This is a genomic window from Saccharospirillum sp., assembly GCF_040881935.1.
GTDB lineage: Bacteria > Pseudomonadota > Gammaproteobacteria > Pseudomonadales > Natronospirillaceae > Saccharospirillum.
In genome coordinates, this window is the sequence record NZ_JBBECH010000093.1 from 22,619 (window position 1) to 36,291 (window position 13,673).

14 protein-coding genes are annotated in these 13,673 nt (G+C 58.9%); all 14 read right to left on the reverse strand.

Annotation, left to right across the window (positions count from 1 at the left end):
* Window positions 1–13: 13 nt before the first annotated feature.
* Window positions 14–1,801 (reverse strand): diguanylate cyclase, encoded by a 1,788-nt coding sequence (locus WEB54_RS17190; RefSeq protein ID WP_368056807.1) that lies wholly within the window; start codon window positions 1,799–1,801, stop codon window positions 14–16.
* Window positions 1,802–2,003: 202 nt separating this feature from the next.
* The gene (gene fdhD / locus WEB54_RS17195; RefSeq protein ID WP_368056808.1) at window positions 2,004–2,810 is read right to left on the reverse strand and encodes a formate dehydrogenase accessory sulfurtransferase FdhD; all 807 of its coding nucleotides are present in this window, start codon (window positions 2,808–2,810) and stop codon (window positions 2,004–2,006) included.
* Window positions 2,811–3,072: 262 nt separating this feature from the next.
* Complete coding sequence (locus tag WEB54_RS17200; RefSeq protein WP_368056809.1) at window positions 3,073–3,483, reverse strand: RidA family protein; 411 nt, start codon at window positions 3,481–3,483, stop codon at window positions 3,073–3,075.
* A complete protein-coding gene (locus WEB54_RS17205) occupies window positions 3,483–3,674 on the reverse strand; it encodes a hypothetical protein (RefSeq protein WP_368053792.1) in 192 nt (63 codons plus the stop codon). The genes WEB54_RS17200 and WEB54_RS17205 overlap by 1 nt, the downstream gene beginning before the upstream one ends.
* Window positions 3,675–3,676: 2 nt before the next feature.
* The gene (locus tag WEB54_RS17210) at window positions 3,677–4,357 is read right to left on the reverse strand and encodes an ABC transporter ATP-binding protein (RefSeq protein WP_368056810.1); all 681 of its coding nucleotides are present in this window, start codon (window positions 4,355–4,357) and stop codon (window positions 3,677–3,679) included.
* A complete protein-coding gene (locus WEB54_RS17215; RefSeq protein ID WP_368053796.1) occupies window positions 4,350–5,102 on the reverse strand; it encodes an ABC transporter ATP-binding protein in 753 nt (250 codons plus the stop codon). Before WEB54_RS17215 ends, WEB54_RS17210 begins: the two co-directional genes overlap by 8 nt.
* Window positions 5,095–6,132, reverse strand: coding sequence for a branched-chain amino acid ABC transporter permease (locus WEB54_RS17220; protein WP_368053798.1), 1,038 nt, complete (start codon window positions 6,130–6,132; stop codon window positions 5,095–5,097). Before WEB54_RS17220 ends, WEB54_RS17215 begins: the two co-directional genes overlap by 8 nt.
* Before the next feature lie 11 nt (window positions 6,133–6,143).
* A complete protein-coding gene (locus tag WEB54_RS17225) occupies window positions 6,144–7,064 on the reverse strand; it encodes a branched-chain amino acid ABC transporter permease (protein WP_368053800.1) in 921 nt (306 codons plus the stop codon).
* Window positions 7,065–7,113: 49 nt separating this feature from the next.
* The gene (locus WEB54_RS17230) at window positions 7,114–8,256 is read right to left on the reverse strand and encodes an ABC transporter substrate-binding protein (protein ID WP_368053802.1); all 1,143 of its coding nucleotides are present in this window, start codon (window positions 8,254–8,256) and stop codon (window positions 7,114–7,116) included.
* Between the two features lie 354 nt (window positions 8,257–8,610).
* Window positions 8,611–10,233 (reverse strand): benzoate-CoA ligase family protein, encoded by a 1,623-nt coding sequence (locus WEB54_RS17235; protein WP_368056811.1) that lies wholly within the window; start codon window positions 10,231–10,233, stop codon window positions 8,611–8,613.
* A gap of 220 nt (window positions 10,234–10,453) precedes the next feature.
* Window positions 10,454–11,593 (reverse strand): acyl-CoA dehydrogenase family protein, encoded by a 1,140-nt coding sequence (locus WEB54_RS17240; protein ID WP_368056812.1) that lies wholly within the window; start codon window positions 11,591–11,593, stop codon window positions 10,454–10,456.
* Window positions 11,593–12,402, reverse strand: a complete 810-nt coding sequence (locus WEB54_RS17245) for an enoyl-CoA hydratase family protein (RefSeq protein WP_368056813.1) — start codon at window positions 12,400–12,402, stop codon at window positions 11,593–11,595. Before WEB54_RS17245 ends, WEB54_RS17240 begins: the two co-directional genes overlap by 1 nt.
* The gene (locus WEB54_RS17250) at window positions 12,399–12,911 is read right to left on the reverse strand and encodes a MarR family winged helix-turn-helix transcriptional regulator (protein WP_368053416.1); all 513 of its coding nucleotides are present in this window, start codon (window positions 12,909–12,911) and stop codon (window positions 12,399–12,401) included. Before WEB54_RS17250 ends, WEB54_RS17245 begins: the two co-directional genes overlap by 4 nt.
* Window positions 12,911–13,672 carry an SDR family NAD(P)-dependent oxidoreductase gene (locus WEB54_RS17255; protein ID WP_368053418.1) on the reverse strand — a complete coding sequence of 254 codons (762 nt, stop codon included), beginning with the start codon at window positions 13,670–13,672 and terminating at the stop codon, window positions 12,911–12,913. The genes WEB54_RS17250 and WEB54_RS17255 overlap by 1 nt, the downstream gene beginning before the upstream one ends.
* Between the last annotated feature and the right edge of the window lies 1 nt (window position 13,673).

The window sequence follows — 13,673 nt, forward strand, 5'->3', positions numbered from 1 at the left end:
GAACCACCGTCGTTCAGTTTGCCTCCTGGTAAAACTGTATGCCACTATTGCCTTGCGTTTTGGCTTGGTACATTGCGCTGTCCGCGCGGCGCACTAATTCCTCTGCATCCAGTTCTCCCCGATGCATCGCTATGCCAATACTGGGGGCAAGATCAATCTTAGCCTGGGACAATTCGATGGGCAGATTCATCGATGCCAGGAGCTTGTGTGCAATAAGAAGTGCGTCTGACGTCGGATTTTCCAACTCCTCCGCGACCACCACGAACTCATCGCCAGCCAATCGCGCCACTGTATCGGCTTCTCGAACCGCAAGGCTCAATCGCTTCGCGAATTGCTGCAGAGCCTGATCGCCTACCTGATGCCCGTATGTATCGTTAATCGTCTTGAAATCATCCAAATCCAAAAACAGCACCGCGACCGTTTTACCATGGCGAGCGGCGCGGGCATTTGCTTGCTGCAGAGCGACGATCAGCGCCGCCCGGTTGGGCAATCCTGTCAGCGAATCGTGGTTCGCCTGGTGTTCGAGTGCGCGCTCCATTTCCTTGCGTTGAGTGATGTCATGCAGCGCCACCACCGCACCCAGCTTTTCACCGGTCGCACTTTCGAAAGCACGACCGTTCACCAGAAGGGTGCGTTGAGGTTTGTTCTCTGGCCGGAGCACAATTTCTGCATCTTTTACCCGCTCGCCCCGGAGGGCCCGGTACAATGGAAGCTCGCCAACGTCGAGTAATCGTTCACCCTCGGCATCGTAAATCTGGTATTCCCTGGCCCATTGATCCGGAGGAATATCAACCGGGCCGCCAAGATGCTCTGAGGCGGTGGGGTTGAAAACCGTCAGGGCCGCTGATTGGTCACAGGCGACTACCCCGACCCCGACGTTGTCCAGAACCGCCTTCAGAAGCTCGTGCTCCCGTTCCAATTCCCGAGTCAGTTGTTCGCGTTCGGACAGATCGGCAATCAATAGTGTGATTCCACTCAGTTCGCCCTCGGTGTCCTTCATGGGCGCTGCCGATACGCTAAGATGCATTACTGCAGACTCAGGGAGCGCTAGGCTCAGAGGGACGTTCTGCACACTTTCACCTTGCTTGACCCGATCACCAATTGTGAGCAATTCGGACGATAGCCTTGGCCCGAGTTCCATTAATGGTTGGCCGACAATAGCGTTCCCCGATGTTTCGAACAATTGCTCTGCCGCTGGATTCCACACCTCCACGAGCCGGTCGCTGTTGTAGCTGATGATGGCCAGCGGTGAGGCCTGTATCAGTGACTCCCGCTCCTGATTGGCACGATGGAGTTTAATGGCCAAGGTTGAGAGCGTCTGTCGGGCGAGTTCATCCTCTGCGATATTCGCCAGGTCCTGCAGCAAAGCGGCATCTGTTTCATCGAACTCCCGCGCAACCCGATCAATGATGCACAGCGTCCCTACCAGGCTACCATTGGGTGCCTTCAGAGGAGCACCTGCATAAAAACGAATGTGCGGCTCAGACGTGACCTGCGGGTTATCAAAGAAACGCTCGTCCTGTGTGGTATCGGGCACTACCATGAGACCCGGCGCCAGAATTGCGTGTCCGCAGAAGGAGATGTCCCGGGGGTTATGGGTAACCTCAAAACAGTGCCGGGACTTGAACCACAGACGTTCAGCATCGACAAGAGAGATAAGTGCAGAGGGAGTATTGAACAGACGTGCGGCAATGCGGGTAATGCGATCAAAACGAGCTTCCGGCTCTGTATCAAGAAGATTAAGGTCCCTGAGCGCAGCGAGACGCTCCACTTCGTCTGGTGTAGGACCGGGTGTAATCATGGGTTTCCTCAGGTTGAAAGGACCAGTCTTTTAGTCGTTATGGATCCTGCCAGTCAAGTGGGTGAGCAGGAATAATGAGCTTATGATACACGAGATGATTGACGGACATGCAACTGGAAGAAGGGCTGGGCGACTTAATCGCCCGATTCAACCATAGCCGCATGTTTTAAACTCGATAATTGAATTGGGGGCTTTAAATTCATTATGTAGGGGCCGGGCTGTAAAATCTGGGCTGATTGTCCCGCGCCAGATGGATCAGATTCAAACCATAACGGCGCGCGCGGTCTACCGCCAGGGTGCTGGGTGCGGCGAGGTTGACCAGGGTGGACGCGCCAGCAATAACGGCTTTGTTGACCAGTTCGACGCTGCAACGGCTGCTCATCACCAGGGTGTGGCCCGTTAGTGAGTGTTCACCGCGCAGGGCGTGGCCGATGAGTTTGTCGAGGGCGTTGTGGCGGCCGATGTCTTCGCGGCAGGCGAGCAGGTTGCCTTGCGGGTCGATCAGTGCCGCCGCGTGAATTGCGCCTACCCGGGGACCGAGTGTTTGTGCCTGGGTGAGTTGGTCGCGTAACTGGCTCAGCTGTTCCCTGGGCAGTATCGGTGCGGGTTGCAGTGGCTTTAGTGGAACAAAGGCGCTTTCCAGCGAGGCGCTGCCGCACAGGCCGCACCCGCTGGCGCCGAGCATCTGTCGTTGCCGGTTACGGTATTGCGCCTGGCGGCGTGCACTCAGGGTGGCATCCAGCAAGTAGGCGGGCAGGCCGTCTGGTGTGTGAGTGCTTGTTAACGTCCAGTCCAGCAGGTCGGCTGCGCGACGGATTATTCCCTCACTCAGGCTGAAACCCACCAGAAAATCATCCAGATCTGTCGGGGTCAGCATCATGATGCCGTGGGTTATATCGCCATAGCTGATCGCGATCGGTATTTCTTCGATCAGGTCGGTTTCGGCATCAGTTCCAGCGGGAAGCTGTGTCTGGAAATGACGTTTACCGGAAGCTGGAGGGAGCGACATCTGAGCTTTCCCGGGGGCTGTGGAATAGAAGCCTGAGTGTACCGGATTGTTGGCCGGGTGTGTGCTTGTCTGCGACGTTCGGGGGTGCTTGGTGACCATGGTCCGCGACAGCTACCGGTGGTGCCTCGACGGGGTCGGCGTGAATCCGTCCATGGAGCCTAGGCCGAAACATCCATGTTTCGGACTACCCCGCAGAGGCACCACCGGCATCCGTCGCTCGCAGTGTGCAAGCCCCCGAAAACTGAGTGCTGAGAAGGACGTATTACCCGGGTATCACCGCCGTCGCTTCGATCTCTACTTTGGCTTCATCCTCAATCAAATCCGCTACCTGAACCATGGTCATGGCCGGGAAGTGTTTGCCGAGTACGGCGCGGTAGGCTTCGCCGACTTCGGTAAGGCGGGTCAGGTATTCGGCCTTGTCGGTGACGTACCAGGTCAGGCGCACCAGATGTTCGGGTTGGGCATCGGCTTCACGCAGCACGGTGACGATGTTGCGCAGTGCCTGTTCGATCTGGCCGACGAAGTCATCGGTTTCAAATACCTGGTCGGCATTCCAGCCGATCTGGCCGCCGACAAAGACAGTTCTGCCTTCAGCCAGCATGCCGTTGGCGTAACCGACCGCGCGTTTCCAGTGATTCGGGTGAAGCCGTTGGTGGGTGTTGGATGCAGGCATCAGGTGGATCCTTTTTCAGTCGCGGTTGTGGGGGTTTCCCGGTCACGTTCAAAACGGTGGCGTATTGCCTCGGGCCAGCGACAGGGTTCGCCGCTGTTCATATCGACAGAGACCAGGGTGGATTCATTCGTCAGAAGCAGGGTATTACCGCAGTGGCCGAATCGAACGTTGTGTCGGGTCAGGTAGGCCATGGTTAAACGCCCAGGTATCGGTCTTTAAGGTCATCGGTTAGGGCATCGGGTTCACCGGCCCAGACCGTTTGGCCTTTTTCCAGTATCAGGCAGTGACTGGCCAGTGGCAGCACTTCTTTCAGGGTTTTATCGACCAGTAGAATGGATAGCCCCTCGGCCTTCAGGGTGCGAATGGCACGCCAGATTTCCTGACGGATCACCGGGGCCAGGCCTTCGGTGGCTTCATCGAGCACCAGCAGTTTCGGGTTGGTCATCAGCGCCCGGCCAATGGCCAGCATTTGTTGTTCGCCGCCGGAAAGCGTGTTGGCGCTCTGGTCGCGCCGTTCCGCCAGGCGGGGGAACAGGTTTTCTACTTTGGTTTGATCCCAGTGGCCGGCGCGCGCGGTGGCCAGCAGGTTTTCACGCACAGAGAGGTTGGTGAAGCAGCGCCGGCCTTCGGGCACCAGGCCGAGCCCCATCTGGGCGATGCGAAACCCCTGGGCACGGGTGATGTCTTTGCCTTCGAATTCGATCGACCCGGCCGAGGGCGGGGTGAGTCCGAATACCGAGCGAATGGTGGTGGTTTTGCCCATGCCGTTGCGGCCCATCAGCGCGACCAGTTCGCCAGCGACGATGGTTAAATCAACACCAAACAGCGCCTGGGACGGGCCGTAAAAGGTCTCAATATTAGATACTCTAAGCATGGTCGTCTCCCAGATAGGCTTCGCGAACGTTCGGGTCGTTGCGGATGGTATCGCTGTTGCCGTGAGCGATGACTTCACCGGCCACCAGCACCGAAATGCGATCAGCCAGCCGGAACACCGCGTCCATATCGTGTTCGATCAGCAGAATGGGTACCTGATGCTTAAGCGTTTCGAGCAGAGTGGTCAGCTTGGCGGTGCCCTCGGGGCCGAGGCCTGCCATGGGTTCGTCCAGCAACAGTACCTTAGGCTTCAGCGCCAGCGCACAGGCCACTTCGACCTGGCGGCGCTCACCGTGGGAGAGCTCGGCAACGGGCGTATCGGCACGGTCGGTCAATGCCATTTGCGCCAGTACCGCGTCCGCCGGTTCGCGAAGGCTGGCATCGTTATTGACCGGTTTCCAGAAACGGAAACTGCTGCCCTGCAGGGCTTGCACGGCCATCATGACATTGCGGCGCACGCTCAGGCTTTCGGCCAGTGACGACACCTGAAAACTGCGTCCCAGTCCCAGGCGGGCACGGGCAGCAACCGACAGTGAATCGAGTGATTGACCATCGAGCCAGAGGCTGCCGGAATCCGGTGGCAGGGTACCGGCGATCTGCGCAATGAGGGTCGATTTTCCAGCCCCGTTCGGGCCGATCAGCGCATGAATTTCGCCCGGCATCACGTTGATGGATACCTCTTTGGTGGCGTGCAGGGCGCCAAAACGTTTGTTCAGGTTCTGAATGCTGAGTACGGCTTCATTCATGTCGGGACCTCCCAGCCAGCAGGCCAAAGACGCCGCCGCGCGCGAACAGCACCACAGCCAACAACACCAGGCCAAGGAAGAACTGCCAGTATTCGGTTAAACCGCCGAGCCAGAATTCCATGGCGACAAACAGCATGGCCCCGGCTACCGGGCCATAAAGCCGACCGACACCCCCGAGAATGACAATAACCATGATTTCACCGGAACGATGCCAGTCGAGCATCGAGGTGCCGACAAAACCGTTCAGGTCGGCGAACAGGGCACCGGCCAGCCCGGTGATCATGCCGCTGATCACAAAGGCCACCAGTTTGATCGGTCGGGGTTCAACGCCAGAGGTCGCCAGCCGCACCGGGTTCAGCCGCGCCATGGTCAGCGCCGCGCCAAAGCGCGAGCCGAGCAGGCGATGGCAGAACGACAGGGCCAGCATCAGCAGGCCAAAACACAGGAAAAAGAAGACGAGGCTGTTGTTGGTGTTCAGCCCCCAGAGCTGATTGCGAATGTAGATCGGCAGGCCGTCTTCACCGCCGTAGGTTGGCCAGGAAATGGCGAAGTAGTAGATCATCTGGGCAAAGGCCAGGGTGATCATAATGAAGTAAACGCCCGAGGTGCCGAGCGAGAGACGGCCAATGCCATAGGCCAGCAGGCCGCACAGGGCAATGGCGGTTAACCACAGCGGGATCAGCTGATCGCTGCCGTTGGGCAGAAACGGAATGCCGAGTGCAGGGGTCATATCGAACGCATGAAAAGCACCGATGCCCGCGACATAACCGCCGAGACCGAAGTAGGCGGCGTGGCCAAAACTGACCATGCCACCAAAGCCCAGCGCCAGGTTCAGGCCAACGCCGGCCAGAGCAATAATGACCATGCGCGTAGCCAGGTTAACAAAAAAACTCTCGCCAGCGAGGTAAGCGGCTGAAGCGCCGACGACCAGAATCAATAACAGGCTCAGGCTGATCCAACCTTCCCGGTCGAGCCTAAAACGGGCACTGCGGGCCGGGTCAGTTGCGGTAAGGGAATGCGATTGCGTCATAACCAGCCTGCTCAGTGTTTGACGGCAAAAAGGCCGTTGGGTTTAAAGATGAGGATGATGGCCATCAGGATGTAAATCAGCATCGAGGCGATGGCCGCCCCGACGCCGGACGCTGCTGAGGCTTCCATAAAGAGTTTGAACAAGTCGGGCAACAGTACCCGGCCAAGCGTATCTACCACGCCGACCAACAGGGCACCCACGAGGGCACCCTTGATAGAACCAATGCCGCCGATGACGATCACCACAAACGCCAGAATCAACACGGGCTCACCCATGCCAACCTGAACCGATTGCAGCGCGCCGATGGTCGCACCGGCCAATCCGGCAAGCCCGGCGCCCAATGCAAACACCAGGGTGTACAGCGTGCTGATATCCACACCCAGCGCACCGATCATCTCCCGGTCGTTCTCACCGGCGCGAATGCGCATACCCAGCCGTGTGCGGCTGATCAGCAGATACAAACCCATGGCGATCAAAACACCCATGCCAATGATGGCGAGGCGATACAGCGGGTATTCCACCCCAAAGGGCAACATAACAGACCCCGCCAGGCTGTCTGGCACGTTCAGCCACAGGGGCGATGAACCGTACAGCCAGCGGGTGCCTTCAGAAAAAATAAGGATCAGCGCGAAGGTGGCAAGCACCTGGTCGAGATGATCACGATGGTAGAGCCGTCGTATCACGGCAAATTCGACCACTGCGCCTACGGCCGCAGCCGCCAGCATGCCGGCCAATAAACCGACCCAGAAATTGCCGGTGGTGCCGGTCACCCAGGCCGTTACAAAAGCACCGGTCATGTAAAACGACCCGTGCGCGAGGTTAATGAGCCCCATAACGCCGAACACCAGCGTCAGGCCGCTGGCCATTAGAAACAGCATGGTGCCCAGCTGCAGGCCATTGAGCAGTTGTTCAAAGAGTAACGACAGGGTCACACCGGATTCCTCGTAAGCTGAAACAGGGGGAGCGAACTCCCCCGGTCAATCACATGGAGCATTGATCGACGTAGACGTCTTGCATGTCTTCAACGGCAACACCGACCAGTTGGTTGGTTACGCCGTCGCCATTGGCTACCACTTCACGGACGTAGATGTCCTGAATCGGGTGGTGGTTGGTGCCGAAGCGGAAGTCACCGCGAACGGAGTCGAAATCGGCCGCACGCAGGGCTTCGCGGAAGGCGTCTTTGTCATCCGGATGAGCGACTTCAAGGGCGTCCAGGATCAACCGTGCGGTATCGTACCCCTGGGAGGCATACAGGGTTGGGGTGCGACCGTGTTTTTCCCGGAAAGACGACACAAACGCCTGGTTGGCGGCGTTGTCGAGGTCATAGGCCCACTGGGAGGTGTTGCGCACACCGATGGCCGCTTCGCCAATCGCGCCAATGATGATTTCATCGAACGAGAAGGCCGGGCCGTAAACCGGAATGTCGACACCGGAGCCGGCGTACTGCTTCATAAAGGCGATGCCCATGCCACCCGGCAGGAAGTAGAACACGCTGTCGGCACCGCTGGCGCGGATCTGTGCGATTTCAGCGGCGTAATCGGTTTGCCCCAACTGGGTATAAACTTCATTGGCCAGCTCGCCGGTGTAACGGTTCTTGAAGCCTTCGAGTGCATCGGTACCGGCGGGGTAGTTCGGGGCCAGAATGAAGGCGTTGTTGAAGCCTTCGGTGCTCATGTATTCGCCCATGGCTTCGTGCAGGCTGTTGTTCTGCCAGGCGACGTTGAAGTAATTCTCATGGCACAGGCGCCCGGCCAGGTCAGACGGGCCAGCGTTCACCGACAGATAAAAGGTACCCTGGCGCACCACACTCGGCACAACGGCCATGGCCAGGTTCGACCAGATGATACCGGTCATGATGTCGACTTCTTCGCGCTGTACGAATTCATCGGCCAGGCTCTTGGCGACATCCGGTTTCTGGGCATCGTCCTGAATCAGCACTTCAACATCATCGCGACCGGCCTGTTCAATGGCCAGCATAAAGCCATCGCGTGCATCCACACCCAGGTGAGCACCGCCACCGGACAGGGTCGTGATCATACCAATTTTGACGTCTTCAGCCTGCGTCGGTGCCGCAATGGCGGCAGCCATCATCAGTCCCAGACCTGCATTCATTACCTTCTTCATGGTCACACCTCCTGGTGTTTTTCTCGTTATTGTTTGACTCTACTTCTTATTCTCTGGTTGCTTTGCTCTTGTGCCAGTCGTTCGCATCGGCCGCCGGTTGCTTCGACGAGAGTGCCAATGGTTCGCATCCACCGTCGGATATGACCCCGGCGGGTCGCTGCAAGTACATCCGTGTAAGCTCGTCGGCTCCCATCCATGGGAGCCGACGCCCCGCCGGTGTCATATCCGACGGCGTATGCTTTCTTAGCCGGTTGCTTAGACTAGACTCAAAAAATCAAGCCAAGTTTGCTTGCCAGATCCTTTCCAATGTAAAGGCTTTTCCGGCCCCGCTAAACACTTGTTTTGCTCAGGCTCTCAGGAAGCCTCCTCCTTCAACCGGAACCGCTGAACTTTTCCCGTCGCTGTTTTCGGCAATTGCTCGATGAACTTAATGGAGCGCGGGTATTTGTAGGGAGCGATCTGGCTTTTCACGTAGTCCTGCAGCCGTTTTATGCAGTCTTCGTCGGCGACCAGGCCTTCGGCCAGCACGATATGGGCCTGGACGATCTGACCGCGTTCTGTGTCCGGCACGCCGACGACCGCGCATTCGAGCACGTCCGGGTGGCCGAGCAGGCAGGCTTCGACTTCGGGGCCGGCGATGTTGTAGCCGGAACTGATGATCATGTCGTCGGTGCGCGCGGCGAAGTGGAAGTAGCCGTCTTCGTCCTGGCTGAAGGCATCGCCGGTGAGGTTCCAGCCATCGCGTACGTAGTTCAGTTGGCGGGGGTCGTCCATGTAGCGGCAGCCTGTTGGCCCGCGCACGGCAAGTTTGCCGACGGTGCCTCGGGGTACTTCGTGCATCTCGTCATCGACAATTTTTGCCTCGTAGCCCTGAACCGGAGTGCCGGTGCAGGCGGGTTTGGCGTCGTCGAGCCGGTTGGAGATGAAGATGTGCAGCATTTCGGTGGCGCCGATGCCGTCGAGCATGGGCTTGCCGGTTTTTTGTTGCCACTCGTCGAAGACCGGGGCGGGCAGGGTTTCACCGGCAGATACCGCCGCGCGCAGACTGGACAGGTCAGCGCCTTCGTCCATGGCTTTTAGCATAACGCGATAGGCGGTGGGGGCGGTGAAGGAAATGGTGGCCTTGTAGCGCTGAATGATGTCGATCATGTTCGGCGGCGAGGCGGTTTCCAGCAGGGTGGCGGTGGCGCCAAAGCGCAGCGGGAAAATGGCCAGTCCGCCGAGGCCGAAGGTGAAGGCCAGCGGTGGTGAGCCGACGAAGACGTCGTCTGGTGTGACCTGCAAAACCTCTTTGGCGTAGGTGTCGGCAACGGCCAACAGGTCGCGGTGGTAATGCATGGTGGCTTTGGGCGAGCCGGTGGTGCCGGACGTAAAACCGAGCAGGGCGACGTCGTCGGCGCGGGTGGGGACGGCGTCGAAATGCACGGGTTTTTCCAGGGCGGCGTGGTCGAGTTCGGCATCGTGGTTGGCGGTGCCGTCGAACCCGATGACGTATTTTAAAAATTGGCTGTCGGCGGCGCAGCGTTTTATTTCATCGAGCAATCGAGTGTCGCAAAGGGCGTGGCTTATTTCGGCTTTGTCGACAATTTGGGCCAGTTCACCGGCGCGCAGCATGGGCATGGTGTTGACGGCGACGGCGCCGATTTTGGTGACGGCGAGCCAGCAGGCAACAAACGCGGGGTTGTTGGCCGAGCGAATCAGAACCCGGTTGCCGGGCTGGATGCCGAAGTCGTCCACCAGGGCGTGTGCCAGTCGGTTGGTCCAGTCGGCTAACTCTTTGTAGGTACGGCGGCGGCCGTTGCCGATCAGGGCGGTGCGGTCGCCGAGGCCCTGTTCGACCAGGCGGTCGGTGAGCTCGACACCGGCGTTCAGGATGTCCGGGTAATTCAGACCATCGAGCAGAAACACCGGTTGCTGATCGGCCGGTGGCAGATGATCGCGACAGTAGGTGTCGGTGTGTGCTGACGGTACTGACATGGTTGCCTCTCTTTTATTGTTGTTACTCAAGTTCCGGAGTTCGGGTCTGCTACTTTGCCAGTGGTCCGTGTCAGGCACCGGGTATACCTCTCCGGGGTCGGCGTGAACCCGTCCATGGGGCCTAGACCGCAACATCCATGTTGCGGACTACCCCGGATAGGTACACCCGGTACCTGACACTCGGCTGGGTGCGAACTCGGAATCTTGAGTTATTAGCGTATTAGCCCGAGCCCATAGTACTCCGGGCTATCACAATTTTTTGTACATCCGACGCGCCTTCATAAATTCTCAGGGCGCGTATTTCACGATACAGACTTTCCACTATATGCCCTTTGCGCACGCCGTCGCCGCCGTGCAATTGCACCGCCTTGTCGATGACCGATTGAGCGTGGTCAGTCGCGTAGAGTTTGGCCATGGCGGCTTCGCGGCTGACGCGGGCGGCGCCCTGGTCTTTGGTCCAGGCGGCGCGGTAAACCAATAACGCGGCGGCGTCGATGTCTAGTGCCATGTCGGCGATGTGCCCTTGCACCATTTGCAGGTCGGCGAGTGGGCCGCCGAACAGTTCTCGGTGTTGGCAACGGGTCAGCGTTTCATCGAGGGCGCGGCGAGCGAAGCCGAGGGCGGCGGCACCGACGGTTGAGCGGAATACATCCAGTACCGACATGGCGATTTTGAAGCCCTGACCGGATTCGCCGATGCGATTGGTGGCTGGAATACGGACGTTTTTGAAGCCGATGCGTGCCAGCGGGTGTGGGCTCATGGTGTGCAGGCGTTCTCTAATTTCGAACCCTGGCCGGTCCGCTTCCACGAGGAATACCGAGAGCCCTTTGGCACCGGGCGCCTCACCGGTGCGTGCGAAAACGGTGTACAGATCGGCGATGCCGCCGTTGGAGATCCAGGTCTTTTCGCCGTTGAGAATGTAGTCGTCGCCGTCGCGTATCGCTTCGGTGGTGATGTTTGCAACGTCGGAGCCCGAGGCGGGTTCGGTCAGTGCGAAGGCGGAAATGACTTCGCCAGCACGGGTTTTGTCGAGCCAGTGTTTTTGCTCGTCGGTACCGAATAGGCTGATGGCGCCGGTGCCGAGGCCTTGCATGGCAAAGGCGAAATCGGCTAAACCATGATGGCGGGCGAGGGTTTCGCGAGCGAGGCACAGGGTGCGTACGTCGATGGCGTCGCCAGCTGTAGGTTGCAGAAAACCAGCCTTGCCCAAGGCGTGAACGAGGTTGATGCATTCGGCATCGGTGTCGGTTTCATCGCTGTGTTGGCTCAGGTTGTCGACGCACCAGGCATCGAGTTCTTTGGCCCACTCGCGGTGACGGTCTTCAAAAAACGGCCAGGTTAGAAAGCTGGTATCGCTCATCAGTTGCCTCCAAATTGTGGCTTTTCTTTGGCGACGAAGGCTTTGTAGGCGCGTTCGAAATCACGCGTTTGCATGCAAATCGCCTGGGCCTGGGCTTCGGATTCGATGGCCTGGTCGAGGCTCATCGACCATTCCTGGTTGAGCTGGGTTTTGGTGATACCGTGTGCAAAAGTTGGCCCGTCGCAGAGCTTTTGGGCGTATTTCAGCGCTTCGGTTTGGATGTCTTCAGCACTAATGATTTGGTTGTAGAAGCCCCAGTTGTGGCCTTCTTCGGCGCTCATGCTGCGACCGCTGTAGAGCAGGTCAGCGGCGCGACCCTGGCCAATGATGCGCGGCAGTATGGCGCAGGCGCCCATGTCGCAACCGGCGAGACCAACTTTGGTGAACAGGAAGGCGGTTTTTGAATCGGGCGTGGCAAAGCGGATGTCCGATGCCATGGCGATGATGGCCCCGGCACCGACGCAGATACCCTCGACCGCGGCGATGATGGGTTTGTTACAGTGGATCATTGCTTTCACCAGATCCCCGGTCATGCGGGTGAAGGCGAGCAGATCTTTCATCTCCATGCCGACCAGCGGGGCGATGATGTCGTGAACGTCGCCACCGGAACTGAAGTTGCCGCCGTTGGCGGCAAACACTACGGCGTGAATGTCGTCGGCGTAAGCCAGGTCGCGAAAGGTGTCGCGCAGTTCGGCGTAGCTTTCGAAGGTGAGCGGGTTTTTGCGCTCGGGCCGATTCAGTTGAATGACGGCGACCGGGCCTTCCGTGCGCCAGAAAAAATGTTTTGGGGCGTGGTTGGCCATGTTCATGGGGTGTCTCCCTGGGTATTTGATTCGAGGCTGTCTGGTTCCGGCCCAGCTTCGGTGGGCAGGTGCGCGAACAGTTCATTCATATGGTGCGTCTCCGTGCTCGACAGCGAGCTGAACAGTTCATCGACCCAGTGTTCGTGTGCCTGGGCCATCTGATGAAATTGTTCGGTGCCAGCCTTGGTCAGCAGCACCCGGGTCGCTCTGCGGTCGCCCTCAATGGCGATGCGTTCAACCCAGCCATCTTCGACCAGTCGGCTGATAATGCCGGTGACGTTGCCGTTCGACACTTTCAGTTGCTGCGACAGTTCATTCATTTTCAGCCCGTCCGGGTGACGCGACAGCGCGGCCATAACATCGAAGCGGGGCAGGGTGGTGTTGAACTGCAGGCGCAGCCGTTCACGCAATTCCGATTCGACCCGACGGGTGGTGCGCAACAGCCGCAGCCAGAGTCGTAAATGTTCCTTGCTGGTGAGATGCCGGTTGGGGGTGATGCTGGCTGGTTCACTCATTACAGTTCCCCTCCCGCAATGGCGATGGCCTGGCCGGTGATCGCCTGGGCGGCGGGGCTGGCGAGCCACAAAGCGGTGGCAGACACGTCGGCTGGTTGAACCAGACGGCCCTGAGGGTTGGTAGCAGTCAGTTGTGCCCGGGCTTCTGAATCGCTTAGCCCGGTTTTTGCGCTGATGTTGGCCAGGCTTTCATCGAGCAGGGGGGTTTCGGTGAAGCCCGGGCACAGGGCGTTGACGGTGATGCCCTGTTTGGCGGTCTCCAATGCCAGTGCGCGGACCAGCCCGATTACGCCGTGTTTGGCGGCGCAGTAGGGCGCTACATAGGGGTAGCCTTTTAGCCCGGCCGTCGACGCGACGGCTAATAATCGGCCGCCTTCAGTCAGTTTGGTCAGCCCGGCCTGCAGGGTTAAAAACACACCCGTCAGATTCACATCGAGCATGCGTTGCCAGTCTTCCAGGCTGGTTTTGCGCAGCGGCGCGCTGCTGGCAGCGCCCGCGTTGGCGATGACGATATCGAGCGAATCAATGTCGCTGAACAGGGCTTCAACCGATGCCGCGTCGGTCACGTCGGTGACTCTGTATTCAATACCGGCGTGTTCGGCCGCTACCTGCTGCAGTTTGGATTCCGTGCGCCCGGCAATGATCACCCGGGCGCCCGCGTTGGCGAAGGCCAGCGCCAGGTTGGCACCAATGCCGCTTCCGCCACCGGTTATCAGTACCCGTTTGTCAGCGAAGCTGTTGTCTGTCGAAACCGATTGCATG